A 25,662-nucleotide genomic window follows, 5' to 3' on the forward strand; every position below is an offset into this window, starting at 1 on the left:
AAGAAAAGGAGACAAGACCATGACCTCGACCGATCCCCTCGGCCTGACCCGCCGTCACCTGCTGCGCGCCACGGCCGCGGCAGGCGCTGCCGGCCTGCTGCCGCTGGCGCAGGCCCAGTCCGGCTGGCCCGACAAGCCGATCCGCTTCGTCGTGCCCTTCAACGCCGGCGGCGCCACCGACATCGTGGCGCGCCTGCTGTCGGAGAAGCTCGCGCCCCGGCTGGGCCAGCCCATCGTGGTCGACAACCGCGGCGGGGCCGGCGGCATCCTGGGCACCGACATGGTGGCCAAGGCCGCGCCGGACGGCAGCACCTTCACCGTGGCGCTGAGCACTTCGCTGCTGATCAACCAGTTCCTCTACAGCAAGCTGCCGTACAACCCGCAGAAGGACCTGGCCCTGGTCTCGCAAGTGGCCGTGGCACCCGTGGTGCTGGCGGTGCACCCGAGCGTGCCGGCGAAGAACGCACAGGAGCTGCTGGCCTACGTGCGGGCCAACCGCAGCAAGGTGTCATATGGCTCCTGGGGCATCGGCTCGTATGCGCACCTGGGCGGCGCCTTCATGAGCCGCAGCCAGAACGCCGACATGGCGCACGTGGCCTACAAGGGTGAGGCCTTGATGCTGCAGGACCTGATCGGCGGCCAGATCCAGATGGCCTTCGCCAGCGCGCTGGGCGCCAAACCACATGCCGACACCGGCCGGCTGCGGCTGATCGGCGTGACGGGCGAGCAGCGCATGGAGATCCTGCCGCAGTTGCCCACGCTGGCCGAGCAGGGCATGCGCGAAGACGCCTACCGTCTCGTGGGCTTCGTCGGCATGGCCGCGCCGGCGCGCACGCCGCCGGAGATCGTGCAGCGCATGTCGCGCGAGGTGCAGCAGCTGTGCGAGCAACCGGAGATCAAGGCCCGCATCGTGGCCATGGGCTTTTCGGTGGCTGCGTCTACGCCCGAGGCTTTTGCCGCTGCCTACAAGCGCGACGCGCCGGGCTGGGAGGCGCTGGTGAAGGAGTCGGGCGCCAGCCTGGACTGAGCCGGACGTCGGGGCGACCAGCGCGCTGCGGCCGCCAGCGGGGGGCAGGGGCACTTCGCCTGTATGGGCCGATTCGCCCAGGTCGGCTGGCCGTCAATCGGCTGGTGTCCAATGCGGCCATGGCTCCCCGACGACTCCCGACCCTCTCTGCTGTTCCACCGACCCCGGCCGAGCCTTCTTCGGCCATGACGCCCGCCGAGGCGGCCAGGGACGGCCGCACGGTCCGCGCCCTGGTGCTTCAGGGCGGCGGCGCACTCGGCGCCTACCAGGCCGGCGTGTATGAAGGGCTGACCGACGAGCACCAGGCGATCGACTGGGTGGCGGGCGTCTCCATCGGCGCCATCAATGCGGCGCTGATCGCGGGCAACCCGCCCGAGCGGCGCGTCGAGCGGCTGCGGGAGTTCTGGCAGCTGGTCTCGTCGGCGCCGGGCCAGCAGCTGCCCATCTGGGCAGGCGAGCGCCGGCTGCTCGCCCAGTTCAGCGCCAATGCGGCCGTGGCGATGGGCATTCCCGGCTTCTTCTCGCCGCGCGTCGACCCGACGCTGCTGCTGGGCGGCGCGGCACCGGTGCTGAGCTACTACGACACCTCCGCGCTCAAGGCCACGCTGGAGCGGCTGGTGGACTTCGACCGCCTCAACGACGACGGCGTCCGTGTCTCGGTCGGTGCGGTCAACGTGCGCAACGGCAACTCGGTGTACTTCGACAACCACCGCGTGCGCATCGGGCCGGAACACATCATGGCCAGCGGCGCGCTGCCGCCGGGCTTTCCGCCGGTGCACATCGACGGCGAGGACTACTGGGACGGCGGCATCGTCTCCAACACGCCCCTGCAGTATGTGCTGGACGAGCACGAGCGCGACCGCCGCCTGCTCGTGCTGCAGGTGGATCTGTTCAGCTCTGTCGGCCCGATGCCCACCACACTGGCCGAGGTGACGGCCCGGCAGAAGGACATCCAGTTCTCCAGCCGCACCCGACTCAACACCGACGTGCTGGGCGCCAACGTCAACCTGCAGCAGGCGCTGGCCGGCCTGCTGGAGCGCCTGCCGCCCCAGATGCTGGAAGAGCCCGGCCTGCGCGCCTTGTGCCAGCACCTGCGCAGCGAGCCCATCGACATCGTCCACCTCATCCACCGGCCCGCCGACTGGGAGCAGGACGCCAAGGACTTCGAGTTCTCCCGCCTGGCCGTGGACGCGCACTGGGCCGACGGCCTGCGCGACATGCGCCACACGCTGGCCCATCCGGAGTGGCTGCAGCGCCAGGTGCAGGGCGGCGGCGTCACCACCTTCGACCTGGCGCGGCCCGACCATGCGCGCGTGCGCCGGCCCGGCACCGGGGTGGACACGGCGCCTTCCGCCTGAGGCCGCCGACATGCCGCCGTCCCCCGTTGGCCCCGCCGCATCGCAGTGATAAGGTCGCGCGCATGCCTGTTACCTCGCATCACCTTTCCCGTCGACTCCTGGGCCTGGGGCTCATGGCCGCCGCGCTGGCCGGCTGCACCTCGGTGCCGCTGGACGTGCCCACGCCTGCCCCCCGGCCCCCGGCGCCGCGCGAACCGCAACTGTCCGCCTTCAGCACGCGCCTGGACGGCCGCAACCAGGTGCCGCCCGTGGCCAGCATGGGCACCGGCACGCTCGATGCCGTGCTGGACAAGAACACCGGCCTGCTGCGCTGGCGTCTGGCCTACAGCAATCTCAGCGGCCCGGTGACCGCGGCGCATTTCCACGGACCGGCGCTGATCGGCATGAACGCGCCACCGGGCATCACCATCGACGCGTCGCCCAACCGCGCTCCTGAAGGCCGGGCCAACCTCACGCCCTCGCAGCAGGCCGAGCTGCTGGCCGGCCGCTGGTACGTCAACCTGCACACGGCCCGCTATCCCGATGGCGAGCTGCGCGGCCAGCTCATCGAGCGCCGCTGAGCCCGCGCCATGCGACTGCTCCTGCTGGAGGACGACCTCATGATCGGCGAGGCCGTGCTCGACCTGCTGCGCGCCGAGCACTATGCCGTCGACTGGGTCAAGGACGGCGAGGCCGCCGAGTCGGCCCTGCGCACGCAGGACTACGACCTGGTGCTGCTGGACCTGGGCGTGCCGCGCCGTGAGGGGCTGGAGGTGCTGCGCGGCCTGCGGGCCCGCAAGCAGCGCATGCCGGTGCTCATCACCACGGCACGCGACGCCGTGCAGCAGCGCGTCGAGGGCCTGGATGCCGGCGCCGACGACTACGTGCTCAAGCCCTACGACCTGGACGAGCTGCTGGCCCGCATCCGCGCCCTGTTGCGCCGCGCCGCCGGCCGGGCCGAGCCGGTGTACGAGCACAAGGGCGTGAGCCTGAACCCCGCCACGCACGAGGCCATGGTCGACGGCAAGCCCATGGTGCTGTCGGCCCGCGAGTGGGCGGTGCTGGAGGCGCTGATCGCACGGCCTGGCCTCATCCTCTCGCGGCCCCAACTGGAAGAGAAGCTCTACAGCTGGAAGGACGAAATCAGCAGCAACGCGGTCGAGGTCTACATCCACGGCCTGCGCAAGAAGCTGGGCGCGGACCTGATCCGCAACGTGCGCGGCGTCGGCTACATGGTCCCGAAGGAATGAAGCGTCCGCGGCTGATGCGCTCGCTGCGGGCCCGGCTGCTGGCCTTCCTGCTGGCGGCCATCGTGCTGGCCGGCGGCATCCAGGCCGCCGTGACCTACCGCACCGTGCTGCGCGAGGCTGACGCCATCTTCGACTACCACATGCAGCAGATGGCGCTGTCACTGCGCTCGGGACTGCCGCCGAGCGGCGCCGTGAGCGGCCTCGGTCCCTCGGACCAGAACTTCGACTTCGTCGTGCAGGTGTGGACGCAGGACGGCCAGCGCATCTTCGAATCCGCCGACGAGGCGCTGCTGCCGCAACTGGCCGTGCTGGGCTTCGCCGAGGTGAATGCGCGCGGCACCACCTACCGCGTGCTGTCGATGCAGACGCGCGGCCTGGTCATCCAGGTGGCGCAGGACATGGCGGCGCGGCGGCAGATGGCCGGCAGCCTGGCGCTGCGCACCGTCGCGCCTGTGGCACTGATGGCGCCGCTGCTGATGCTGGTCGTGTGGTGGGTGGTGAGCGGCTCGCTGGCGCCGGTCTCGCGCGTGCGCAGCCAGGTGGCCTCCCGCCAGCCTGACGACCTGTCGCCGGTGGGCGAGGAGGACCTGCCCGAGGAAGTGCAGCCGCTGGTCGCCGAACTCAACCTGCTCTTCGAGCGGGTGCGGCGGGCCTTCGACGCGCAGAAGCATTTCGTGGCCGATGCGGCGCACGAGCTGCGCTCGCCGCTGGCAGCGCTCAAGCTGCAGGTGCAGCTGCTGCGCCGGGCCAGCGATCCAGCGGCCCATGAGCAGGCCGTGCAGCGCCTGGCCGCCGGCATCGACCGGGCGACGCGGCTGGTGGAGCAGTTGCTGACGCTGGCGCGCAACGAAGCCCATGCCGCGGCCGGAGGCGAGGCCGTGCCGGTGGACCTGGCGGCACTGGCCCGCGAGGCGATCGCCGATGCCGTGCCCGGCGCCGAATCCCGACGCATCGACCTGGGGTTGGCGCGCGCCGACGCCGTCAGCGTGGCGGGCCATGTGGATGCACTGCGCATCCTGCTGCGCAACCTGGTGGACAACGCCGTCAAGTACACCCCCGAGGGCGGGCGCGTCGACGTGACCGTGCAACAGCAGGAAGGCGGTGATGCGGTGCTGCTGGTCGAAGACTCGGGGCCTGGCCTGGCCGAGTCCGACCACGAGCGGGTGTGGGACCGCTTCTACCGGGCGCCTGACGCGGGTGCTTCAGGCAGCGGCCTCGGCCTGGCCATCGTGCGCTCGGTGGCGCAGCTGCATGGCGCGGAACTGGCGTTGGACCGCTCGGCCACGCTGGGTGGGTTGCGGGTGCGGGTGCGCTTTCGAGGCTGATCAGGAGCGCCACGGCGCAGGCGCGCTTGGCAAGGCGGACCGACCGACGCGGAGAACTCAGCCTTTTCCGGCCGGGACTGATCGCGCGGGCTTGGCGGGGCTGAGTCGATCGATGCGCAGTCGTTGCCGGTCGTCCGAGATCATTCGGGCTGCCATGAGGACAGCGCCAACGCAGGCCAGTCCCCCCGCTCCCGTGAGCAGCAGCAGAAGAACGATCTGGTACTTCGCCGCGTCGATGGGATCCATCCCTGCAAGCAGCTGCCCGGTCATGATGCCGGGCAGGGTGATGATGCCGGCGGCAGACATCTGGTTGATGATCGGAACGATCCCGCGACGGATGGATGTGCGAACCAACTCCTGCAATGCCGTCTTCATGGGCAGGCCCAGAGCCAGCTGGGCTTCGACACCGGGCCGGTGCACGGCAATACCGTCGAAGAAGGTGTCCAGTCCAAGGCTGGCTGCATTGAGCACGCTTCCCAGCACGATGCCCAGGAGCGGGATCGCATAGCGCGGGTCATGCCAGGGGTTCGGCCGGATCGCGGTGAGCAACGCCAGCACCACGGTGGCCGCGCTGGATATTGCCACCGTGGCAGCGGCGATGCCGAAGTTGCCTCCGTTCGACAGCCGCCAGCTTGGCCTGGCCGCCACCTCGCGTGCAGCTGCGGTGACCATGACAAGGGCGACCAGCGTGGTCGCCAGAGGAGATTGCGTCTGGAACACGAGCCTCAACACCCAGCCCACCAGCAGCAGTTGGACCGCCATGCGCATGGCGGCCCAGAGCATTTGCCGGTGGACGCGTAGCTGGAGCAGCAGCGATATGGCCGCGTTGACAAGCGCAAGCAGCGCAGCCAGGGCGATGTCGGTGAACTGGAGGTGTATGACGGTCATGACGCTGAGAGGCGGCCGCCATCGACCACCAGCGAGCGTGTTGCCCCGGCGCGCCTGTTCGTCCGAGTGTGTCACCCAGAGGATCGCCAGCCCCTGCCCGCATTGCCGGCGCAGCAGGTCCTCATAGGCCTGCGTCGACTCGGCGTCCAGTGCTGCCGTGGGCTCGTCCAGCAGCAGCACGGCAGGTTCACGGGCCAGCGATCGCAGGAGGGCCAATCGCTGCCTTTCGCCGGTGGACAAGCGGAGAACCTCGGCGCCGAGCGACGTCTGCGGCAGACCCAGTGCCTCGACCATCTGCGCAATGCGCAAGCGCTGAGCAGCGTCGAAATGGTCACCCACCGTGGGCGCCCACCACGCAGGCTCCGCCGACTGGTAGATGACCCGACGGCGCCACTGCGGGCCGCTGAACTGCTCGCGCGGCTGGCCGTCCAGCTCGACCGTGCCTCCGGTGGGGGGATCGAGGTCGGCGATCAGCCGCAGCAGGACTGATTTGCCGGAGCCGGAGCGCCCTCTTATCGCGACACATTCGCCGCGGTCGAGCTGGAGCGCGTGCGGGCCGGAGCGGGGCGATTGAAGATGTCGGACCACTAGCCGGGGTGGGATTGGCTGCATTCGCTGCGCGCTCGCTTCAATTTGCATGACATGGTAAGGCGGCGTCGGCCAAGCGCCCCAGGGCGTCGGTGCCAGGCTGTGGATGGGCGGGGTGCTGCAGGGGGCTCCTTGCCATGGCGGTGCCAAATGGTTCCGGCATCTACAATTCGGGCCCTTTGGGCCGTGGCCTGGAAGGGCTCGATCCGCAAGAGTCGGTGTGGCCTTCGGCCAAAGCCAGGGACGCAGCCTGCACCCCCCGGACTCGACGGTGGCCCCGCAACACCCCTGCGTGCCCGACCTGAGGTGCGAGTGGTGGCAGGCCAACAGCCCTTCATCTTGCAACGTCAGCGAGTCGTTCGCCGCAGCCCGTGCTCTGCGGCCAGCGGGCCGCGTAGGCCGCATGGCGCTGCGTGCCCACCCCTCTGGTTGGGCGCGGGTCCGACAACACGCGCGTAGCTACATATCAGTCCTGCCAATGAACACCCCAACGATCACCGACGAGCCGAAGCGCGCACCCAGTATCGGCATGGTCTCCCTCGGCTGCCCGAAGGCCCTGACCGATTCCGAGCTGATCCTCACCCAGCTCAGCGCCGAGGGCTACCAGACCTCCAAGACCTTCCAGGGCGCGGACCTGGTGATCGTCAACACCTGCGGCTTCATCGACGACGCTGTCAAGGAAAGCCTGGACACCATCGGCGAGGCACTGGCCGAGAACGGCCGGGTGATCGTCACCGGCTGCCTGGGCGCCAAGACCGGCGGCAGCGGCGGCAACATGGTGCGTGAACTGCATCCCTCGGTGCTGGCCGTCACGGGCCCGCATGCCACGCAGGAGGTGATGGACGCCGTCCACGCCAACCTGCCCAAGCCGCACGATCCCTTCATCGATCTGGTTCCGCCGGCGGGCATCAAGCTCACGCCGCGCCACTACGCCTACTTGAAGATCAGCGAGGGCTGCAACCACCGCTGCACCTTCTGCATCATCCCCTCGATGCGCGGCGACCTCGTCTCACGGCCCATCGGCGACGTGCTGAAGGAAGCCAAGGCCCTGTTCGAGGGCGGCGTGAAGGAACTGCTGGTGATCAGCCAGGACACCTCGGCGTACGGCGTGGACATCAAGTACCGCACCGGCTTCTGGGACGGCAAGCCGGTGCGCACGCGCATGCTCGACTTGGTCGCTGCGCTGGGTGACATCGCCGAGCCGTACGGCGCCTGGGTGCGGCTGCATTACGTGTACCCCTATCCGAGCGTCGACGAGGTCGTGCCGCTGATGGCCCAAGGCCGCGTGCTGCCCTACCTGGACGTGCCGCTGCAGCACAGCCATCCCGACGTGCTGCGCCGCATGAAGCGTCCGGCCAGCGGCGAGAAGAACCTGGAGCGCATCGCGCGCTGGCGCGAGATGTGCCCGGAGTTGGTGATCCGCAGTACCTTCATCGCCGGCTTTCCGGGCGAGACGGAAGAGGAGTTCGAGCACCTGCTGGACTTCGTGCGCGCCGCGGGCATCGACCGTGCCGGCTGCTTCGCCTACAGCCCTGTGGAAGGCGCCACGGCCAACGAGTTGCCCGGCATGCTGCCCGAAGCCGAGCGCGAGGCGCGCCGCGCGCGCTTCATGGAAGTGGCCGAGGCCGTGTCGGCCCAACGCCTCCAGCGCCGCGTCGGCGCCACCATGCAGGTGCTGGTCGACTCGGCGCCCGGCCTGGGCCGCAAGGGCGGGGTGGGCCGCAGCTATGCCGATGCGCCCGAGATCGACGGCGTGGTGCGGCTGCTGCCGCCGGAGAAGAGCAGCAAGACGATGAAGGTGGGCGAGTTCACCAAGGCGCGCATCGTGGCGGCCGAAGGGCACGACCTGGTGGCGCTTCCCATCTGAGGCCGCCGCAGGACGGGGAGGCACAGCCTCCTCGTCCTGTGCCCGGCGTGCCCAAACAAAAAGGCCACCCGAAGGTGGCCTTTTTGCTGTGTCTTGGTGCCCAGGAGAGGACTCGAACCTCCACGATGTTACTCGCTAGTACCTGAAACTAGTGCGTCTACCAATTCCGCCACCTGGGCTCAATATTCGTCGCTTTCGCGAAGAACATATCCGTTTCAGGAAAGCCTGCGATCATATCAGCAATCAGATAAGTTGTGCAACTGACTGCCAAAAAATCTTTGCTGATCCATTCCGACTGGTGTCCCGCGGGGAGGCTGGACGTCTGCGGAGCAGCAATGGCTCTCACAAATAAGAAAGCCGCCGGGGTTGCCGGCGGCTTTGTGTTGGTGCCCAGGAGAGGACTCGAACCTCCACGATGTTACTCGCTAGTACCTGAAACTAGTGCGTCTACCAATTCCGCCACCTGGGCCAATTTCTGTCGTACCCTAGAGGGGTTAACGTCAAAAATTTGTGTGCGTTTCAGGAAAGAAGGAGATCATATCAAAAATCCCGCAGTTGCCAACCCCCTGTTGGAAGAGTTCGAAGGAACGGTGCAAGGTCACCGTGATGGCCATGGTTTCGTGCAGCGCGACGACGGGGAAGCCGATGTGTATCTGCCACCGAACGAAATGCGGGCGGTGCTCCACAAGGACCGGGTCAAGGCGCGCATCGTGCGCACCGACCGGCGGGGCCGTCCGGAAGGGCGGGTGGTCGAGATCGTGGAACGCCCTGCGCAGCCGATCATCGGGCGGCTGCTGAACGAAGGAGGCGTCTGGCTGGTGGCGCCTGAGGACAAGCGCTACGGCCAGGATGTGCTGATCCCAAAGGGCGCCACCGGCACCGCCAAGACGGGCCAGGTGGTCGTGGTGCAGCTCACCGAGCCGCCAGCCCTGTTCGGTCAGCCGGTGGGTCGCGTGGCCGAGGTGCTGGGCGAGATCGACGACCCCGGTATGGAGATCGAGATCGCGGTGCGCAAGTACGGCGTGCCGCATGTGTTCTCCGAGGCTTGCCTGGCCGAGGCCAAGGCGCTGCCCGACAAGGTGCGGCCCACCGATCGGCGCCACCGCATCGACCTGCGTGATATTCCCCTGTGCACCATCGACGGCGAGGACGCGCGCGACTTCGACGACGCGGTGTACTGCGAGCCCATGAAGATGGGCCGTGGCAAGACCGCGAAGACCGGCTGGCGCCTGCTGGTCGCCATTGCCGATGTCAGCGCCTATGTGAAGACCGGCTCTCCCATCGACATCGACGCCTACGACCGCGCCACTAGCGTGTACTTCCCGCGGCGGGTGATCCCGATGCTGCCGGAGAAGCTGTCGAACGGCCTGTGCTCGCTCAACCCGGACGTCGACCGCCTGTGCATGGTGTGCGACATGGTGATCACGGCCGAAGGCGAGATCGAGGCCTACCAGTTCTACCCGGCCGTGATGCACAGCCACGCCCGCTTCACCTACACCGAGGTGGCGGCCATCCTCGCCAACACGCGCGGCCCCGAGGCGGCGCGCCGCAAGGAGCGCGTGCAGGACCTGCTCAATCTGGCGGACGTGTACCGCGCCCTGCTGGCGCAGCGCAGCAAGCGCGGCGCCGTGGACTTCGAAACCACCGAGACGCAGATCGTCTGCGACGAATCCGGCCGCATCGAGAAGATCGTGCCGCGCACGCGCAACGAGGCCCACCGGCTGATCGAAGAGGCCATGCTGGCCGCCAACGTCTGCAGTGCCGACTTCATCGCACAGAGCAAGCACCCCGGTCTGTTCCGCGTGCATGAAGGCCCGACACCCGAGAAGAAGGAGATCCTGCGCAACTACCTGCGGGCCATGGGCGTGGGCATGTCGATCACCGACGAGCCGCATCCTTCCGAGTTCCAGGCCATCGCCGAGGCCACCAAGGGCCGGCCCGATTCGCAGCAGATCCACACCATGCTGCTGCGCTCGATGCAGCAGGCGATCTATACGCCGATCAACAGCGGCCACTTCGGCTTGGCCTACGACGCCTACACCCACTTCACCAGCCCGATCCGGCGCTATCCGGACCTGCTGGTGCACCGCGTGATCAAGGCGATCCTCGACGGCGCGCGCTACCAGTTGCCGGTGCTGCCCACGCCGGGCGAGGCCCATGCCAAGCTGGCCAAGCGGCTTGCCTCGCGCGTGAAGGCGCCGACGCAGGCGCCAGCCAAGCTGCCGGCGGCGCAGACGAAGGAAACGCAGGCCTGGCAGGCCGCCGGCCTGCACTGCAGCGCCAACGAGCGCCGCGCCGACGAGGCGAGCCGCGACGTCGAGGCCTGGCTCAAGTGCAAGTACATGCGCGAGCACCTGGGCGAGGAGTTCGGCGGCGTGGTCACCGCGGCCACCACCTTCGGCATCTTCGTCACGCTGGACGCGATGTATGTCGAAGGCCTGGTGCACATCACCGAGCTGGGCGGCGAGTACTTCAAGTTCGACGAGGCGCGGCAGGAACTGCGCGGCGAGCGCACCGGCATCCGCTATTCCATCGGCACGCGCGTGCGTGTGCAGGTGAGCCGCGTCGACCTGGATGGCCGCAAGATCGACTTCCGCCTGGTGCGCGAGGGCGAGGACCTCACCGCCCGCGCCATGCGCGACAAGGGCGTGTCAGCGCAGGGCGTGCCGGTCAAGGCGTCGGAAAAGCGGCAGTCGCGCCAGCGTGCCGCGTCCAATTCGTCGCGCCACGAAGGCAACCTGCCGGCTTCGCCGATCCAGGCGCTGAAATCGGCCGTCAAGAAGGCGGCTGGCAAGATCAAGAAGAAGCGCCGTCCGCCGCGTCCCTGAGCTTTCCCTTCACCCTGAGACTCCATCCAAAAGGCCATCGGCTTCCTGCATCGTCCCGGCGATGCGGCCGGTGGCCGGGTTCCTTTCCATGACCGACAAGAGTTCCAATCCTGCGGCCCGCGCGCCGCGCATCGCGATCATCACTGGCGCCGGCTCCGGCATCGGCCGTGCCTCCGCCCTGGCCCTGCTGGCGGACGGCTGGAGTGTGGTGCTGGCGGGTCGCCGCCCCGAGCCGCTGGAGGCCGTGGCCGACGACTCCGGCGCGGGCGAGCGCGTCTTCGCAGTACCGACCGATGTGACCCAGCCCGAATCGGTGGATGCGCTGTTTGCCGCCACCTTGCAGCGCTACGGCCGGGTCGACCTGCTCTTCAACAATGCAGGCGTGAGCAACCCGCCCGGTCCTTTCGAGGACTGGACGCCCGAGCAATGGAAGGGCGTCGTCGACATCAACCTCAACGGCATGTTCTATTGCCTGCAACGCGCCTTCCGCGCCATGCGGGACCAGTCGCCGCGCGGTGGGCGCATCATCAACAACGGGTCCATCTCGGCCCACACGCCGCGGCCCAACTCCATGGCCTACACGGCCACCAAGCATGCAGTGGCCGGCTTGACCAAGACAGCTGCGCTGGATGGCCGCAAGTACGACATCGCGGTGGGCCAGGTCGATGTGGGCAACGCGCTCACCGAGATGGCTGCCAAGTTCCAGCGCGGCGTGCCGCAGGCCAATGGCGAGATCGCCATCGAGCCGACGATGGACGTCAACGTCGTGGGCCAGTCGGTGCTCTACATGGCCAATCTGCCGCTGGAGGCCAATGTGCTCTTCCACACGGTGATGGCCACCAAGATGCCGTTCGTCGGTCGCGGCTGAGGCGCGTGCGCGTCAGGCGGGCAGCGCCAGTCCGAGGCCGGCTTGGCGGGCCAGTTGCGACGCGCTGAACGGACGGTCGGCGGGCCAGCCGTCCGCGGCCGCGCCGTGCCACCACACGGCCTGGGTTGCTGCGCTCTGCGGATCGAGGCCGGATGCCAGGGCCGCGCCCACCATGCCGGCCAGCACGTCGCCGGTGCCGCCGGTGGCCAGCCGTGCGTTGCCCGTGGGATTGATGTGGGGGCAGTCATCGGGGCTCGCGATCACCGAGCCTGAGCCCTTGAGCACGATGGTGCAGCCCAAGGCGTGCGCCAGCTGGCTTGCCGCGGCCAGACGATCCGCCTGCACGGCCGGGGTGTCGGTCTCCAGCAGCCTTGCGGCTTCGAGCGGATGCGGCGTGAGCACGGTGGCCCGACGGGCCTGCGCTCGTTTCTGCAGCAGTTCGCGCCAATCCGGGTGGCGCCCGAGTGCGTTGAGGCCATCGGCATCGAGCACCAGCGACTTCGCGTGGGCGAGCACCTCGGGCAGGAGCGCGTCCACGGCCGTGCCGCCTCCGCACCCGCAGACCACCGTCATCCGGTCAAGCGCCAGTGACCGAGGGTTGCGGCGCATGAGCGCGTCGTCGGCCGCGGGCGAGGGCGCTTCGTCGTCCAACAGGCCCACGAACACACGGCCTGCGCCCGCATGCAGCGCAGCGGTGGCCGCGAGCCATGCGGCCCCTGTCATGCCCGGAGCACCACCGATGACCGCGACGTCGCCGAAGCTGCCCTTGTGACTGTCGTGCGGGCGCGAGGCTGGTGCCGGGCGCCCAGGCAGGCGAGCATCCGGCGGGACACCGGTTCGATCGGCCCCCAGGTCGTCGAACCACACCACGCCCGCCGCGTCGCGGCCTTGCGCCGTGAACAGTCCGGGCTTGAGCGTGAGCAGACTCAGGCAGTGGCGCCGGCCCGGGCCTGCAATGCCCGGATCGGCCGCAGACCGCCCGGTGTCCGCGTCCAGGCCGCTGGGCAGGTCGACCGCCAGCACAGGCGCGCCGCTGGTCTGCATGCGGCGCAGGTGATCGTGCATCCGGCCACCGGGCGCTCGCGAGGCGCCCAGGCCAAGCAGCGCGTCGACGGCCAGGTCAAAGTGCACGGGCGCCTCAGGGGCGAGGGGGATGCCGGCCGCGCGCAGACGGTCGAAGGCGTCGCGCGCGTCGGAGGGCAGTCGCTGCGCGTCCCCGTCGAAGGTGACGGTCACCGGCCGACCGCGCCGCACCAGTTCGAGCGCCGCCTCGAAGCCGTCGCCGCCGTTGTTGCCCGGGCCGCATGCGATCCAGATGCAGCGTGCGTGCGGGACCAGGGCCATGGCCAAGCGTGCCGTTGCCGCGCCGGCACGCCGCATGAGCGTGTGCGCAGGCAGGTGGGCGGCAGCGGCTCGTTCGATGTGCCGCGATGCGGCGACGCCGTGCAGCGGATGGGGCAGGGTGAGGTCCAGGCGGTGCATGGTGCGAGCATGCCTGAACCCGCGCGGCTTAGCGCCGCAGCAGGCGCTCCATGCCCAGGCCGTCGATGTCCACCTCGGGCTCGCGGTGAGCGACCAGATCGGCCAGCACGCGTGCGCTGCCGCATGACAGCGCCCAGCCGCTGGAGCCATGGCCCAGGTTCAGCCATACGCCGGGAACGCCGCTCGGGCCGATGATCGGCGGCCCGTCTGGCAGCATCGGGCGCGCGCCCTTCCACTGCTGCATGCCTGCGCTCAGATTGACGCCCCCTGGAAACCAGTCCTGCAGCACCTTGAAGAGCGTCGGCAGCGCCGCTGGATGGATGCGGCCGGGCTCGCCGCCGAGTTCTGCGCCACCCGCCACGCGCACCCGCTGGCCTTGCCGCGAGATGGCCACCTTGAAGCGCTCGTCCATCACGGCGCTGCGCGGTGCATTCAACGGCTCGCGTATCGGTGCGCTGATCGAGTGCCCGTACACCGGTGCGAGCGGGATCTGCAGTCCGAGGGGCGCCAGCAGCGGGACGGCGCCCAGGCCGGCGCAGACGATGATGGCATCGAATGCCACCGACTCGGAGCCCGAGGCCAGGCTGAGCGAACGCGGATGCGCAGCCGACAGCGGCGCGATGTCGCAGCCGAAATGGAACTGGGCCCCCAGGGCCTCGGCTTCGCGCTTGAGCAGCAGCGCGAACTGCCGGCAGTTGCCGACCTCGTCCTGGGGCAGGTGGATGGCACCGGCCAGGGCCGTGCCTTCGGCCAAGCCAGGTTCGATGCGGCGGGCGGCATCGGCGTCGACCACTTCGAAGGCGGCGCCGGCTTCGCGCAGGACGTCCAGGCCGGGCTGGATCAGCTTCTGTTCGCGCGTGCCGCGCAGCAGGACGAGGTAGCCATCGCTGCGCTCATAGGCCAGCTCGCGGCCTTCCACGATCCCGTGCAGGCGCTGCCGGCTGTAGAAGGCCAGGCGCTGCATGCGGCCGCGGTTGGCCAGGTAGGTCTCGAGCCGGCAGGCCTTCTGCCAGGCGCGCATGAAGGCGAGGTCGCGGCGGTGCAGTGGCCAGCGCAGCTTGATGGCGCCATGGGCCGACAACAGCGAGCGCAGCACCTTCCTGCGCATGCCCGGCGCGGCCCACGGTGTGACGTAGCCGGGGGCGACGACGCCGGCGTTGGCGAAGCTCGATTCCTCGGCGGCCGCCTGGCGGCGTTCGAAGACGGCGACGTCGTGGCCGTCGCAGGCCAGTTCCCAGGCAGTGGTGACGCCGATGATCCCGGCGCCCACGATGGCGATTTTCATTGGAGAGCAGAGGAGGGCAGGGCACGCCGCGCGCGGTCAGCCGATGCGCGGAGCATAGTTCAGGCAACGTTTGTTGCCGGCTGTTGGCGGACGCGGGCCGGACCGGATCTGCGGGGAAGCGATTCAGCTGCCTTCATCCGTCGATCTGCGAGGCCTGGCCGGGCGGCCGCCTGGCGGGCGTTGCTGTCGAGGAGGGGAGGGCTCGTGATACACTCCCGCGGTTTCGTCGGTCCCGGCTGTCTTCTGCATGCCGGGTTGGGGCCCAAGGCAGCATGTGGCTGTGTGGCTTGCCGGCGGAATTCATCCGCGAACCAGCCCATTCAAGGTGTTCGCCACCCGGCCATGCTGCCGGGTGCGATATGCGGGCTGGATTCAAGACCCAACCTTTGGAGAACTGCAATGTCCACCACCATGCGTGAGATGCTGGAAGCCGGCGTCCACTTCGGCCACCAGACCCGTTTCTGGAACCCCAAGATGGCTCCGTTCATCTTCGGCCACCGGAACAAGATCCACATCATCAACCTGGAAAAGTCGCTGCCGATGTTCCAGGACGCGCAGAAGTACGCCAAGCAGCTGGCTGCCAACCGCGGCACCATCCTGTTTGTCGGCACCAAGCGCCAGGCCCGTGAAATCGTCTCCGACGAAGCCCGCCGCGCCGGCATGCCTTTCGTCGAGACCCGTTGGCTCGGCGGCATGCTGACCAACTTCAAGACGGTGAAGACCTCCATCAAGCGCCTCAAGGACATGAAGGCCCAGCAGGAAGCCGGCCTCGAAGGCATGTCGAAGAAGGAACAGCTGACCTTCACCCGCGAGATCGAGAAGCTCGAGAAGGACATCGGCGGCATCCAGGACATGAACGCCCTGCCGGACGCCATCTTCGTGATCGACGTGGGCTTCCACAAGATCGCCGTGTCCGAAGCCCGCAAGCTGGGCATCCCGCTGATCGGCGTGGTCGACTCCAACCACTCGCCCGAAGGCATCGACTACGTGATCCCCGGCAACGACGACTCCTCCAAGGCCGTCGCCCTGTACGCACGTGGCATGGCCGACGCTGTCATCGAAGGCCGCAACAATGCCGTCAATGACGTGGTCAAGGCCGTCGCCGAAGGCGAAGGCGACGAATACGTCGAAGTCGAAGACAACGCTTCCGCCTCGGCCTGATTTCCAAGGCGGTCCGGAGAAGGGGCTTCGTGGCCCCTTTTTCGTTCCTCTGGCTACTGAAAACGATCTACGGAGTTAAGACATGGCAGCAATTACCGCAAGCATGGTCGCCGAGCTGCGCGCCAAGACCGATGCCCCCATGATGGAGTGCAAGAAGGCCCTGACCGAGGCCGAAGGCAACATGGAAAAGGCTGAAGAGCTGCTGCGCGTCAAGCTGGGCAGCAAGGCCGGCAAGGCCGCCGCCCGCATCACCGCGGAAGGCGTGGTCGCCGCCAGCATCGAAGGTACCGTCGGCGCACTGATCGAAGTCAACAGCGAAACCGACTTCGTGAGCAAGAACGACAGCTTCATCGCCATGGCCCAGGCCGCGGCGCAACTGGTCGCCAAGCACAACCCGGCCGACGTGGCCGCGCTGGGCGCCCTGCAATACAGCCAGGACGGCTTCGGCCCCACGCTGGAGGACGTGCGCAAGGGCCTGATCGGCAAGATCGGCGAGAACATGTCGATCCGCCGCTTCAAGCGCTTCGACACCGGTGCCAAGCTGGCTTCCTACCTGCACGGCACGCGCATCGGCGTGGTCGTCGAGTACGAAGGTGACGACACGGCTGCCAAGGATGTGGCCATGCACGTGGCCGCCATGAAGCCCGTGGCGCTGTCCGCCAACGACGTGCCCGCCGAGCTGATCGAGAAGGAACGCGCCGTGGCCGCCGGCAAGGCTGAAGAGGACCGCAAGGCCGCTGAAGCTGCCGGCAAGAAGCCCCAGCCCGACGACATCGTGGCCAAGCGCATCGAAGGCGGCGTGCAGAAGTACCTCAAGGAGGTCTCGCTGTTCAACCAGGCCTTCGTCAAGAACGACAAGCAGACCGTCGAGCAGATGCTCAAGGAGAAGGCCACGACCGTGAAGGGCTTCACCCTGTACGTCGTCGGCGAAGGCATCGAGAAGAAGGTCGACGACTTCGCGGCCGAAGTCGCTGCACAGGTGGCCGCCGCCAAGGCTGGCGCCTGATCGTCCGCGCAGGCGGTGGCGGGCCCTGTAACGGGGCGTGCCACCGCTTTTTTCTTGCGCCTCACCACGTACACTCCCCCCCGCTTCAACATTCTGTTCCATTGCCTATGCAAGACGCCTCTCCCGCCCATAAGCGTATTCTTCTCAAGCTGTCGGGTGAGGCGCTGATGGGCGACGACGCCTTCGGCATCAATCGGGCGACCATCGTGCGCATGGTCGAGGAAGTGGCTGAAGTGGTGCGTCTGGGCGTCGAGGTGGCGGTGGTCATCGGCGGCGGCAACATCTTCCGCGGCGTCGCGGGCGGTGCCGTGGGCATGGACCGTGCGACGGCCGACTACATGGGCATGCTGGCCACGGTGATGAACTCGCTGGCCCTGGCCGACGCCATGAACAAGCAGGGCCTGACCGCGCGCGTCATGTCGGCCATCGCCATCGACCAGGTGGTGGAGCCGTACGTGCGGCCCAAGGCGTTGCAGTACCTCGAAGAGGGCAAGGTGGTCGTGTTCGCCGCCGGCACCGGCAACCCCTTCTTCACCACCGACACCGCCGCTGCATTGCGCGGCGCTGAAGTGGGCGCCGAGCTGGTGCTCAAGGCCACCAAGGTCGACGGCGTGTACAGCGCCGATCCCAAGAAGGATCCGACGGCCCAGCGCTATTCATCGCTCTCCTTCGACGAGGCCATTTCCCAGAACCTCGGCATCATGGACGCGACCGCCTTCGCGCTGTGCCGGGATCAGAAACTGCCCATCAAGGTGTTCTCCATCTTCAAGGCCGGTGCCCTCAAGCGCGTGGTGCTGGGTGAGGACGAAGGCACCTTGGTGCATGTCTGACAACGAGAACAAATCATGACCATTGCCGATATCCGCACCGGGACCGAAGCCAAGATGAAGCAGACGCTGACCGCGCTGCAGGGCCATCTCGCCAAGATCCGTACGGGCCGCGCCAATCCGGCCTTGCTGGACAGCATCCATGTCGACTATTACGGCTCGCAGGTGCCGCTGTCGCAGGTGGCCAATGTGGCCCTGCTCGACGCGCGCACCATCAGCGTCCAGCCCTGGGAAAAGAACATGGGCGCCAAGATCGAGAAGGCCATCCGCGAAAGCGATCTGGGCCTCAATCCCGCCAGCATGGGTGAGCTGATCCGCGTGCCGATGCCGCCGATGAGCGAGGAGCGCCGCAAGGAGATGACCAAGCTGGCGCGCAATGAAGGCGAAAGCGCCAAGGTCGCCACCCGCAACCTGCGCCGCGACGCCAACGAGTCGGTCAAGAAGCTGGTCAAGGACAAGGCGGCGTCGGAAGACGACCAGAAGCGCGCCGAGGCCGAGATCCAGAAAATGACCGACCGCTACATCGCGGAGATCGACAAGCTGGTGGCGGCCAAGGAAGCCGACATCCTGGCCGTCTGAGGCCCGCCCTGTCGCGTCGCCCATTCCCCGTGTCTTTTCCGGAACGCCGGAGCCAGGAGCCGACCCGTCCATGACTGCCCAACGTGTGCCGCGCCATGTCGCCATCGTGATGGACGGCAACGGCCGCTGGGCGACGCGCCGGTTCCTTCCTCGGGTGGCCGGCCACCGTCAAGGCGTCGAATCGCTGCGCCGCTGCGTCCGAGCCTGCTCCGACCGCGGCATCGAGGTGCTGACTGTCTTTGCGTTCTCCTCGGAGAACTGGAACCGGCCCAAGGACGAAGTCTCCGGCCTGATGGACCTGCTGCTGCTGGTGTTGCAGCGCGAGGTACCACGGTTGGCGGCGGACGGGGTGCAACTGCATTTCGTGGGTGATCGCACCGCCTTGTCGGCCCGGCTCGTGTCTGGCTTGTCCAAGGCCGAGGCGGACACTGCGCAGAACACGCGTCTGGTGCTGAACATCTGCTTCAACTATGGCGGCCGTTGGGACATCGCCCAGGCGGCGGCCCAGTTGGCCCGGCATGGTCACCCCATCACCGAGGAAAGCCTCGGCCGGGCCATGGCGCTGGCGCACAGCCCTGATCCGGACCTTGTGATCCGCACCGGTGGCGAACAGCGCTTCTCCAACTTTCTGCTCTGGCAGAGCGCCTACTCCGAGCTGTACTTCACAGACTGCCTGTGGCCGGAGTTCGACGAGGCCGCGCTCGATCTGGCGATCGAGGCCTTCCGTGGCCGCGAGCGTCGCTTCGGCAAGACCTCTGAGCAGTTGGTGGCGGGCCACCAACCGCAGCCGCTGCAAAGCCAGGTGGCCTGAGCGACGTTCTCCATGCTGAAGCAGCGCATCATCACCGCCCTCGTCCTGCTGGCCGTTCTGCTGCCGGCGCTGTTCTACCCATCGCCCGAGCCTTTCGCCGGCGTCATGCTGGTGCTGGTGGCCGCAGCAGGTTGGGAATGGGGCCGTCTCAATGGTTATCGCCAGGGCATCGCCTTGCTGCTGGGTGGCGAGATGGTGCTGCTGTGCGCGTTGTCGTGGTGGCTGGGGCTGCTGTCGAAGCCGTTGCCTTTGCTGTGGACGGTGGCCGGGGCAGCCTGGGTGCTGGGTGGCGCCGCACTGCTGAAACTGGCGGTGCCGGGCTGGCCGCACATTCCAAAGGCCGTCCGTGTCGTTGGCGGGCTGCTGGCGCTGTGGGCGGCGTGGCTCGCGGCGGTGCAGGCGCGCACCATCGGCATCAATTTCCTGCTGTCGATCCTCGTGCTGGTCTGGGTGGCCGACGTGTTCGCGTATTTCGCGGGCCGCGCCTTCGGCCTTCGCTTCACCCATCGCAAGCTGGCGCCAGCCATCAGCCCTGGCAAGAGCTGGGAAGGGGTGTGGGGCGGCGTGATCGGCGTGATCGTGCTTGCGGCTTGCTGGGTCTGGGCGGACCGGGCGGCCGGTGCCGTGGTCCCCAGCCTGTACACGCATCTGGCTGCACGCGGTTGGTGGCTGCTGCTGCTGGGCGTTGTGTTTCTTGCCGCGATGAGCGTGGTGGGCGATCTGGTCGAGTCGCTCATCAAGCGCAGCGCCGGCGCCAAGGACAGCAGCGGACTGTTGCCGGGCCACGGTGGCGTGCTCGACCGCATCGACGCGCTGCTCCCGACACTGCCATTGGCGATGATGCTGTCGTCACCGGCCTGATCTTCTTCAAGGGATTCCGGTGAGACAACGCGTGACCATCCTCGGGGCGACGGGCTCCGTGGGCACCAGCACCCTGGACGTGATCGCCCGCCATCCGGACCGCTACGAGGTCTTCGCCCTGACGGCCGCCACCCGCGTCGACGAACTGGCCGCACAGTGCCTGCGTTTCCAGCCCCGCTTCGCCGTCATGGCCGACGAGCGGGCGGCGCGCGATCTGGCCTCGCGCCTGGAGGCCGCCCAAATGTCCACCCGCGTCCTGAGCGGCCCGCAGGCGCTGGACGAGGTGGCGGCGCATCCCGATGTCGATGCCGTGATGGCAGCCATCGTGGGCGCTGCCGGGCTGGCGTCGTGCCTTGCCGCCGCGGCGGCCGGAAAGCGGTTGCTGCTGGCCAACAAGGAGGCGCTGGTGGTGGGTGGCGCGCTGTTCATGGAGACGGTCCGCCGCGGTGGTGCGACCCTGCTGCCGATCGACAGCGAACATTCCGCCATCTTCCAGTGCCTGCCCGAAGACCCGGCCAGTTGGCCCCAGCGGGTGGAGCGGCTGATCCTCACCGCGTCGGGCGGTCCCTTCCGTGGGCGCGACCCGTCCACTCTCTCGGACGTGACGCCGGACCAGGCCTGCGCGCATCCCAACTGGGTGATGGGTCGCAAGATCTCGGTGGATTCCGCGACCATGATGAACAAGGCGCTGGAGGTGATCGAGGCCCGGCATCTGTTCGGGCTGCCCCCGTCGCGCATCGAGGTGACGCTCCATCCGCAGAGCGTCATCCACTCCATGGTGGAGTTCATCGACGGCTCCGTGCTCGCGCAACTGGGGACGCCCGACATGCGTGTGCCGATCGCCTGCGGCCTGGCCTGGCCCGAACGGGTGGAGAGCGGCTCGCAGCGGCTCGACTTCCGTCAGCTGGCATCGCTGACCTTCGAGGAGGCCGACGAGCGGCGTTTTCCGGGGCTGAAGCTCGCCTGGCAGGTACTCGAGGCCGCACCCGGCACGCCGGCAGTGCTCAACGCGGCGAACGAGGTGGCGGTCGCGGCCTTCCTGGACGGGCGGCTTCGCTTCGACAGGATCCACGCCGTCAACGTCGAAACTTTGGACCGTGTGCGGCCCTCCAAGGCGCAGTCCCTGGCCGACCTGCTGGATCTGGATGCGCAGGCCCGGCGTGCCGCCGAGCTTGCCGTCGACCGGATGGCATCCTGACTGCAACCCCCCTGCCTGCCATGCTCACCCTCGTTGCCTTCGTCGTCGCGCTGGGGCTGCTGATCGCCGTCCATGAATATGGCCATTACCGCGTGGCCGTGGCCTGCAATGTGCGGGTCATCCGTTTCTCCATCGGTTTCGGTCCCGCCTTGTTACGGTGGAAGCCGCGTCGGCAGCGTCCCGGCCAGGACACGGAGTTCGTCGTGGGCGCGTTGCCGCTGGGCGGGTACGTGCGCATGCTCGACGAGCGCGAGGCACCGGTGGCGCCCGAAGAGCGCCATCGCGCTTTCAATACGCAACCCTTGAAGTCCCGGGCCGCCATCGTGGCTGCCGGCCCTGTGGCCAACCTGCTGCTGGCCGTGCTTCTCTACGCGGTGGTGGGATGGATCGGCGTCCAGGAACCTGCGGCCGTGATCGGCAAGCCCGCCGAAGCTTCCTTGGCCGCCGAGGTTGGGCTTCAGGGTGGCGAGCGAGTCCTACGGGTTGGGGATGATGGCGCCGAATCGCTCAGTCCCGTCTCCTCTTTCGAGGATCTTCGGTGGCAGGCGACGCGGGCTGCCCTGGACGGGCGGGACCTCCGGCTCGAGATCGAAGGCGCCGCAGGCCGCGGAACACGCGAGGTGGTGCTGCCACTGAGCAGCATGGGCGCGCGAGATGCCGATCCGCAGATGTTCGCCAGGATCGGCCTGGCCGCGCCGTTCACCCGCCCGGTCATCGGCGAGGTAATGGCCGACGGGGCTGCGAGCCGGTCCGGCCTGAAGGCGGGCGACCAGGTCCTGTCGGTCGGCAGCACGACGGTGATCGACGGCCAGCATCTGCGCGAACTCATCCGCCGCTCGGTGGACGGGCGTGAAGGCCGCGCGCAACCCTGGCATATCGAGCGCGACGGGCGGATGCTGACCCTGGAGGTGCGGCCCGACGTTCGCGACGAGTCGGGCACCGCCATCGGACGAATCGGCGCCTATGTCGGGGCCGCGCCTGAGATGGTGACGGTGCGGCAGGGGCCCCTGGACGGCCTCGTCAAGGGCGTGCAGCGCACCTGGGAGGTGTCGACGCTGACGCTCAAGATGATGGGCAAGATGGTGATCGGGGAAGCGTCCATCAAGAACATCAGCGGGCCCCTCACCATCGCCGATTACGCGGGCAAGTCCGCCAGCCTGGGGCTGACCCAATACCTCGTCTTCCTGGCCCTCATCAGTGTGAGTCTGGGCGTACTGAACCTGCTGCCGCTGCCGGTCCTCGATGGGGGGCACCTGATGTATTATCTTTGGGAGGGCCTGACTGGCAGGGGCGTGTCCGACGCCTGGATGGAACGTCTTCAGCGCGGGGGTGTCGCGCTGCTGCTGGTGATGATGTCGATTGCACTCTTCAACGACGTGAATCGTCTCTTTGGTTAACCTTCAGCCGGCCCCTGGCGGCGCCGGCCTTCTTCTTCACACATGAACCAACAGATCAGTCGCTTTCGCCTGCGCAGCGTGGCAGCGGTGCTCACCAGTGCGTTGGCCGCGACGGCCGCCTGGGCCATTGAGCCGTTCACCGTCCGGGACATCCGCATTGAGGGCCTGCAGCGTGTCGAGCCCGGCACGGTGTTCGCTTCCATTCCCCTGCGCGTCGGCGAGACCTACACCGATGATCGCGGCTCCGCGGCCATCCGTGCGCTGTTCGACCTGGGCCTTTTCAAGGACGTGCGCATCGACGTGAATGGCAACGTGGTGGTGGTGATCGTCGAGGAACGTCCCACCATCGCCGATGTCGACTTCGTGGGCGCCAAGGAGTTCGACAAGGAAGCGCTGAAGAAGGCGCTGCGCGAGGTCGGCCTGACCGACGGCCGTCCTTTCGACAAGGCGCTGGCGGATCGTGCAGAGCAGGAGCTCAAGCGCCAGTACATCTCCCGCAGCCTCTACAACGCCGAGGTGGTGACCACGGTGACGCCCATCGAGCGCAACCGGGTCAACCTCACGTTCACGGTCACCGAAGGGGCGCCGGCTCGCATCCGCGACATCCGGATCGTGGGTGCCAATGCCTTCAGCGAGTCCACGCTGCTCGGGCTGTTCGACCAGGACACCGGCGGCTGGCTGTCGTGGTACACCAAGTCGAACCAGTACTCGCGCACCAAGCTCAACGCCGATCTCGAGACGCTCAAGCAGTACTACATCACGCGTGGCTACATGGAGTTCCGTGTCGACTCCACGCAGGTGGCGATCTCGCCCAACCGGCAGGATCTGTCGATCACCGTCAACATCCACGAAGGCCCGAAGTACGTCGTGTCGGGCGTCCGCCTCGATGGCAACTACCTCGGGCGCGACGACGAGTTCAAATCGCTCATCACCATCAAGCCGGGCGAGGCTTACAACGGTGAGCAGGTGACGGAGACCACCAAGGCCTTCAACGACTACTTCGCCAGCTTCGGCTATGCCTTCGCCCGTGTGCAGGCCAAGCCGGAGATCGACCGCGAGAACAACCGCGTCGCGTTGGTGCTCCAGGCCGATCCGTCGCGCCGCGTCTATGTGCGCCGGATCAACGTGTCCGGCAACAACAAGACGCGCGACGAAGTGATCCGCCGCGAGTTCCGCCAGTTCGAGGCATCGTGGTACGACGGGGATCGCATCAAGCTGTCGCGCGAGCGGGTGGACCGTCTCGGCTACTTCACCGAAGTCAATGTCGACACGCAGGAGGTGCCGGGGTCGCCAGACCAGGTCGACCTGACCTACAACGTGGTCGAGAAGCCGACGGGTTCGCTGCAACTGGGCGCGGGTTTCTCGAGTTCGGACAAGATCTCGCTGAACTTCGGCATCACGCAGGAGAACGTCTTCGGATCGGGCAACTACCTCGGTCTGAACGTCAATACCAGCAAGTACTACCGCACCATCTCGCTGACCACTACGGATCCGTACTTCACACAGGACGGCATCTCCCGGACGATCAGCGTCTTCCATCAGACCACGCGGCCCTACTACAGCACCGACGGCGACTACTCGCTCGTGGCCGAGGGCGGCTCGATCCGTTTCGGCGTGCCGTTCAGCGAAGTGGACACGGTCTTCTTCGGTGCGGGCATCGAACGCTACAAGTTCAAGCCGGGCGATGTGCCCGACTACTCGCTGCTGGCACTCGTCAACCCGGCGCTGGCGACCTACTACCGCGACCTGTACGGCAAATCCATCCCGCAGGCGTACCTGAACTACTTCCAGTGCGGCTTCCAGTATGGCGCGGGCGGCTACGCCACGTCGCTGGACTGCAACCGCGACTCGGTCTGGGGTGTGCCCTTGACGATCGGCTGGGCCCGCGACGATCGGGACAGCGCCCTGGTTCCGACCAAGGGTCGCGTTCAGCGCGCCAACCTCGAGTTCGGCGTGGGCGGCGATTTCAGCTACGGCAAGACGAGCTACCAGTTCCAGCAGTACATCCCGCTGTCCAAGCAGTACACGCTGGCCCTCAACGCCGAACTGGGCTATGCCAAGGCGTTCGGCGGCAAGGACTACCCGATCTTCAAGAACTTCTATGCCGGTGGCCTGGGCTCCATCCGCGGCTTCGAGCAGAACTCGCTCGGTCCGCGCGACACGGTCACGACCGCGGCACTGGGTGGCACGAAGAAGGCCGTGTTCAACATCGAGCTGAGCACGCCGTTCCCGGGCGCGGGCAATGACCGCACGCTGCGTCTCTATACCTTCCTCGACGCCGGCAACGTGTTTGCCGACCGGCGCGACGGCCAGACCGATGAGCAGTGGAAGGCGCAGCAGCGCATCCGTGCCTCCTTCGGCCTGGGGATCAGCTGGATTTCGCCGCTCGGCCCGCTGCGCATCGCCTATGCAGTGCCCATCCGGCAGCAGAAGGAAGTGCCGGACCCCAACAATCCTCTCGTCCCGCTGGTGCCGGCGGACCGCACGCAGCGCGTCCAGTTCCAGATCGGTACGGCATTCTGAGTCAGTCAATGAAGAAGATGTACTCGTGGTCTGCGGCCGCACTGCTGGCAGGCCTGATGATGACGGGCGTGTCGTATGCCCAGGAATCCTTCCGGTTTGGCGTGGTCAATCCTGATCGCGTGATGCGCGAGGCGCCGGCGGCCAAGGCCGCCCAGACTCGCCTGGAACAGGAGTTCCTCAAGCGCGAGAAGGATCTCAAGGACCAGGAAGCGGCACTCAAGGCGGCCTCGGACAAGCTGGAGCGCGATGCGCCGACCCTGTCCGAGACCCAGCGGACCCAGCGCCAGCGCCAGCTGGTCGATCAGGACCGCGATTTCCAGCGCAAGCGCCGTGAGTTCCAGGAAGACCTCAACCTGCGTCGCAGCGAAGAACTGCAGAAGGTGTACGAAAGCGCGCAACGTGCGATCAAGCAGGTCGCCGAGGCCGAGAAGTACGACGTGATCCTTCAGGATGCGGTCTACGTCAATCCCAAGCACGACATCACCGACAAGGTGATCAAGGCCCTGAACGCCGCGGCCGCTCCGAACGGCAGCGGCAGCAAGTGACGCCGGCGC

General features: G+C 67.7%; 21 protein-coding genes and 2 tRNA genes. 18 read left to right on the plus strand and 5 right to left on the minus strand.

Annotated elements, in window-relative coordinates; translation table 11 throughout:
- The first annotated feature begins 19 nt into the window (after positions 1-19).
- From L0984_RS13425 to L0984_RS13445, 5 genes are all read left to right on the plus strand, one after another.
- Positions 20-1,027: a Bug family tripartite tricarboxylate transporter substrate binding protein gene (locus L0984_RS13425; protein ID WP_234194121.1), complete on the plus strand. Its 1,008-nt coding sequence runs from the start codon at positions 20-22 to the stop codon at positions 1,025-1,027.
- Between the two features lie 185 nt (positions 1,028-1,212).
- On the plus strand, positions 1,213-2,385 hold the full coding sequence (locus L0984_RS13430) for a patatin-like phospholipase family protein (protein WP_234194123.1): 1,173 nt from the start codon (positions 1,213-1,215) through the stop codon (positions 2,383-2,385).
- A gap of 62 nt (positions 2,386-2,447) precedes the next feature.
- Entirely contained in the window at positions 2,448-2,945 is a 498-nt protein-coding gene (locus L0984_RS13435; protein ID WP_234194125.1) for a CHRD domain-containing protein, read from the plus strand.
- Positions 2,946-2,954: 9 nt separating this feature from the next.
- The gene (locus L0984_RS13440; protein WP_234194126.1) at positions 2,955-3,614 is read left to right on the plus strand and encodes a response regulator; all 660 of its coding nucleotides are present in this window, start codon (positions 2,955-2,957) and stop codon (positions 3,612-3,614) included.
- Entirely contained in the window at positions 3,611-4,939 is a 1,329-nt protein-coding gene (locus L0984_RS13445) for an ATP-binding protein (protein ID WP_234194128.1), read from the plus strand. The genes L0984_RS13440 and L0984_RS13445 overlap by 4 nt, the downstream gene beginning before the upstream one ends.
- 57 nt (positions 4,940-4,996) lie before the next feature.
- On the opposite strand, the gene L0984_RS29985 is transcribed toward L0984_RS13445, so the two are convergent.
- Complete coding sequence (locus L0984_RS29985; RefSeq protein WP_370645964.1) at positions 4,997-6,466, minus strand: ABC transporter permease; 1,470 nt, start codon at positions 6,464-6,466, stop codon at positions 4,997-4,999.
- A gap of 427 nt (positions 6,467-6,893) precedes the next feature.
- On the opposite strand from L0984_RS29985, the gene rimO reads away from it, so the two are divergent.
- A complete protein-coding gene (rimO, locus tag L0984_RS13460) occupies positions 6,894-8,282 on the plus strand; it encodes a 30S ribosomal protein S12 methylthiotransferase RimO (protein WP_234194130.1) in 1,389 nt (462 codons plus the stop codon).
- A gap of 94 nt (positions 8,283-8,376) precedes the next feature.
- Here rimO and L0984_RS13465 read toward each other — a convergent pair.
- Both L0984_RS13465 and L0984_RS13470 read right to left on the minus strand, forming a co-directional pair.
- Positions 8,377-8,461: transfer RNA gene (locus L0984_RS13465), tRNA-Leu, on the minus strand.
- Between the two features lie 205 nt (positions 8,462-8,666).
- Positions 8,667-8,751 (minus strand) — tRNA-Leu (locus L0984_RS13470).
- A 43-nt stretch (positions 8,752-8,794) separates the two neighbouring features.
- On the opposite strand from L0984_RS13470, the gene rnr reads away from it, so the two are divergent.
- A complete protein-coding gene (rnr, locus tag L0984_RS13475) occupies positions 8,795-11,110 on the plus strand; it encodes a ribonuclease R (protein WP_234194132.1) in 2,316 nt (771 codons plus the stop codon).
- 88 nt (positions 11,111-11,198) lie between these two features.
- Positions 11,199-11,978, plus strand: coding sequence for an SDR family oxidoreductase (locus tag L0984_RS13480; protein WP_234194134.1), 780 nt, complete (start codon positions 11,199-11,201; stop codon positions 11,976-11,978).
- Between the two features lie 12 nt (positions 11,979-11,990).
- Here L0984_RS13480 and L0984_RS13485 read toward each other — a convergent pair whose 3' ends face one another.
- Both L0984_RS13485 and L0984_RS13490 read right to left on the minus strand, forming a co-directional pair.
- A complete protein-coding gene (locus L0984_RS13485) occupies positions 11,991-13,460 on the minus strand; it encodes an NAD(P)H-hydrate dehydratase (protein ID WP_234194136.1) in 1,470 nt (489 codons plus the stop codon).
- 28 nt (positions 13,461-13,488) lie between these two features.
- A complete protein-coding gene (locus L0984_RS13490; protein ID WP_234194137.1) occupies positions 13,489-14,745 on the minus strand; it encodes a D-amino acid dehydrogenase in 1,257 nt (418 codons plus the stop codon).
- Between the two features lie 399 nt (positions 14,746-15,144).
- Here L0984_RS13490 and rpsB point away from each other — a divergent pair, with 399 nt between their 5' ends.
- From rpsB to L0984_RS13540, 10 genes are all read left to right on the plus strand, one after another.
- Positions 15,145-15,906 carry a 30S ribosomal protein S2 gene (gene rpsB / locus L0984_RS13495; protein ID WP_234194139.1) on the plus strand — a complete coding sequence of 254 codons (762 nt, stop codon included), beginning with the start codon at positions 15,145-15,147 and terminating at the stop codon, positions 15,904-15,906.
- 82 nt (positions 15,907-15,988) lie between these two features.
- Positions 15,989-16,912, plus strand: coding sequence for a translation elongation factor Ts (tsf, locus tag L0984_RS13500; RefSeq protein ID WP_234194140.1), 924 nt, complete (start codon positions 15,989-15,991; stop codon positions 16,910-16,912).
- Between the two features lie 107 nt (positions 16,913-17,019).
- The gene (gene pyrH / locus L0984_RS13505) at positions 17,020-17,742 is read left to right on the plus strand and encodes a UMP kinase (RefSeq protein WP_234194142.1); all 723 of its coding nucleotides are present in this window, start codon (positions 17,020-17,022) and stop codon (positions 17,740-17,742) included.
- A gap of 15 nt (positions 17,743-17,757) precedes the next feature.
- Entirely contained in the window at positions 17,758-18,318 is a 561-nt protein-coding gene (frr, locus tag L0984_RS13510) for a ribosome recycling factor (protein WP_234194144.1), read from the plus strand.
- A 70-nt stretch (positions 18,319-18,388) separates the two neighbouring features.
- Positions 18,389-19,129, plus strand: a complete 741-nt coding sequence (gene uppS / locus L0984_RS13515) for a polyprenyl diphosphate synthase (RefSeq protein WP_043112674.1) — start codon at positions 18,389-18,391, stop codon at positions 19,127-19,129.
- A 12-nt stretch (positions 19,130-19,141) separates the two neighbouring features.
- Complete coding sequence (locus L0984_RS13520; RefSeq protein WP_234194146.1) at positions 19,142-19,990, plus strand: phosphatidate cytidylyltransferase; 849 nt, start codon at positions 19,142-19,144, stop codon at positions 19,988-19,990.
- A gap of 19 nt (positions 19,991-20,009) precedes the next feature.
- Positions 20,010-21,188, plus strand: coding sequence for a 1-deoxy-D-xylulose-5-phosphate reductoisomerase (gene ispC, locus L0984_RS13525; protein ID WP_234194147.1), 1,179 nt, complete (start codon positions 20,010-20,012; stop codon positions 21,186-21,188).
- Between the two features lie 20 nt (positions 21,189-21,208).
- On the plus strand, positions 21,209-22,585 hold the full coding sequence (gene rseP / locus L0984_RS13530) for an RIP metalloprotease RseP (protein WP_234194149.1): 1,377 nt from the start codon (positions 21,209-21,211) through the stop codon (positions 22,583-22,585).
- Positions 22,586-22,627: 42 nt separating this feature from the next.
- On the plus strand, positions 22,628-25,108 hold the full coding sequence (gene bamA, locus L0984_RS13535) for an outer membrane protein assembly factor BamA (protein WP_017761655.1): 2,481 nt from the start codon (positions 22,628-22,630) through the stop codon (positions 25,106-25,108).
- Between the two features lie 8 nt (positions 25,109-25,116).
- Positions 25,117-25,653 carry an OmpH family outer membrane protein gene (locus L0984_RS13540; protein ID WP_017761654.1) on the plus strand — a complete coding sequence of 179 codons (537 nt, stop codon included), beginning with the start codon at positions 25,117-25,119 and terminating at the stop codon, positions 25,651-25,653.
- Positions 25,654-25,662 lie beyond the last annotated feature (9 nt).

This window comes from Pseudacidovorax sp. NFM-22 (assembly GCF_021401245.1).
In the GTDB taxonomy this organism is placed as follows: Bacteria; Pseudomonadota; Gammaproteobacteria; order Burkholderiales; family Burkholderiaceae_C; genus Xenophilus.

What these genes read in the sequence shown, in the direction of transcription:
- L0984_RS13425 (WP_234194121.1), top strand. Translation starts at nt 20, where the DNA reads ATGACCTCGACCGATCCCCTCGGCCTGACCCGCCGTCACCTGCTGCGC.
- L0984_RS13430 (WP_234194123.1), top strand. Translation starts at nt 1,213, where the DNA reads ATGACGCCCGCCGAGGCGGCCAGGGACGGCCGCACGGTCCGCGCCCTG.
- L0984_RS13435 (WP_234194125.1), top strand. Translation starts at nt 2,448, where the DNA reads ATGCCTGTTACCTCGCATCACCTTTCCCGTCGACTCCTGGGCCTGGGG.
- L0984_RS13440 (WP_234194126.1), top strand. Translation starts at nt 2,955, where the DNA reads ATGCGACTGCTCCTGCTGGAGGACGACCTCATGATCGGCGAGGCCGTG.
- L0984_RS13445 (WP_234194128.1), top strand. Translation starts at nt 3,611, where the DNA reads ATGAAGCGTCCGCGGCTGATGCGCTCGCTGCGGGCCCGGCTGCTGGCC.
- L0984_RS29985 (WP_370645964.1), bottom strand. Translation starts at nt 6,466, where the DNA reads ATGCAAATTGAAGCGAGCGCGCAGCGAATGCAGCCAATCCCACCCCGG.
- rimO (WP_234194130.1), top strand. Translation starts at nt 6,894, where the DNA reads ATGAACACCCCAACGATCACCGACGAGCCGAAGCGCGCACCCAGTATC.
- L0984_RS13480 (WP_234194134.1), top strand. Translation starts at nt 11,199, where the DNA reads ATGACCGACAAGAGTTCCAATCCTGCGGCCCGCGCGCCGCGCATCGCG.
- L0984_RS13485 (WP_234194136.1), bottom strand. Translation starts at nt 13,460, where the DNA reads ATGCACCGCCTGGACCTCACCCTGCCCCATCCGCTGCACGGCGTCGCC.
- L0984_RS13490 (WP_234194137.1), bottom strand. Translation starts at nt 14,745, where the DNA reads ATGAAAATCGCCATCGTGGGCGCCGGGATCATCGGCGTCACCACTGCC.
- rpsB (WP_234194139.1), top strand. Translation starts at nt 15,145, where the DNA reads ATGTCCACCACCATGCGTGAGATGCTGGAAGCCGGCGTCCACTTCGGC.
- tsf (WP_234194140.1), top strand. Translation starts at nt 15,989, where the DNA reads ATGGCAGCAATTACCGCAAGCATGGTCGCCGAGCTGCGCGCCAAGACC.
- pyrH (WP_234194142.1), top strand. Translation starts at nt 17,020, where the DNA reads ATGCAAGACGCCTCTCCCGCCCATAAGCGTATTCTTCTCAAGCTGTCG.
- frr (WP_234194144.1), top strand. Translation starts at nt 17,758, where the DNA reads ATGACCATTGCCGATATCCGCACCGGGACCGAAGCCAAGATGAAGCAG.
- uppS (WP_043112674.1), top strand. Translation starts at nt 18,389, where the DNA reads ATGACTGCCCAACGTGTGCCGCGCCATGTCGCCATCGTGATGGACGGC.
- L0984_RS13520 (WP_234194146.1), top strand. Translation starts at nt 19,142, where the DNA reads ATGCTGAAGCAGCGCATCATCACCGCCCTCGTCCTGCTGGCCGTTCTG.
- rseP (WP_234194149.1), top strand. Translation starts at nt 21,209, where the DNA reads ATGCTCACCCTCGTTGCCTTCGTCGTCGCGCTGGGGCTGCTGATCGCC.
- bamA (WP_017761655.1), top strand. Translation starts at nt 22,628, where the DNA reads ATGAACCAACAGATCAGTCGCTTTCGCCTGCGCAGCGTGGCAGCGGTG.
- L0984_RS13540 (WP_017761654.1), top strand. Translation starts at nt 25,117, where the DNA reads ATGAAGAAGATGTACTCGTGGTCTGCGGCCGCACTGCTGGCAGGCCTG.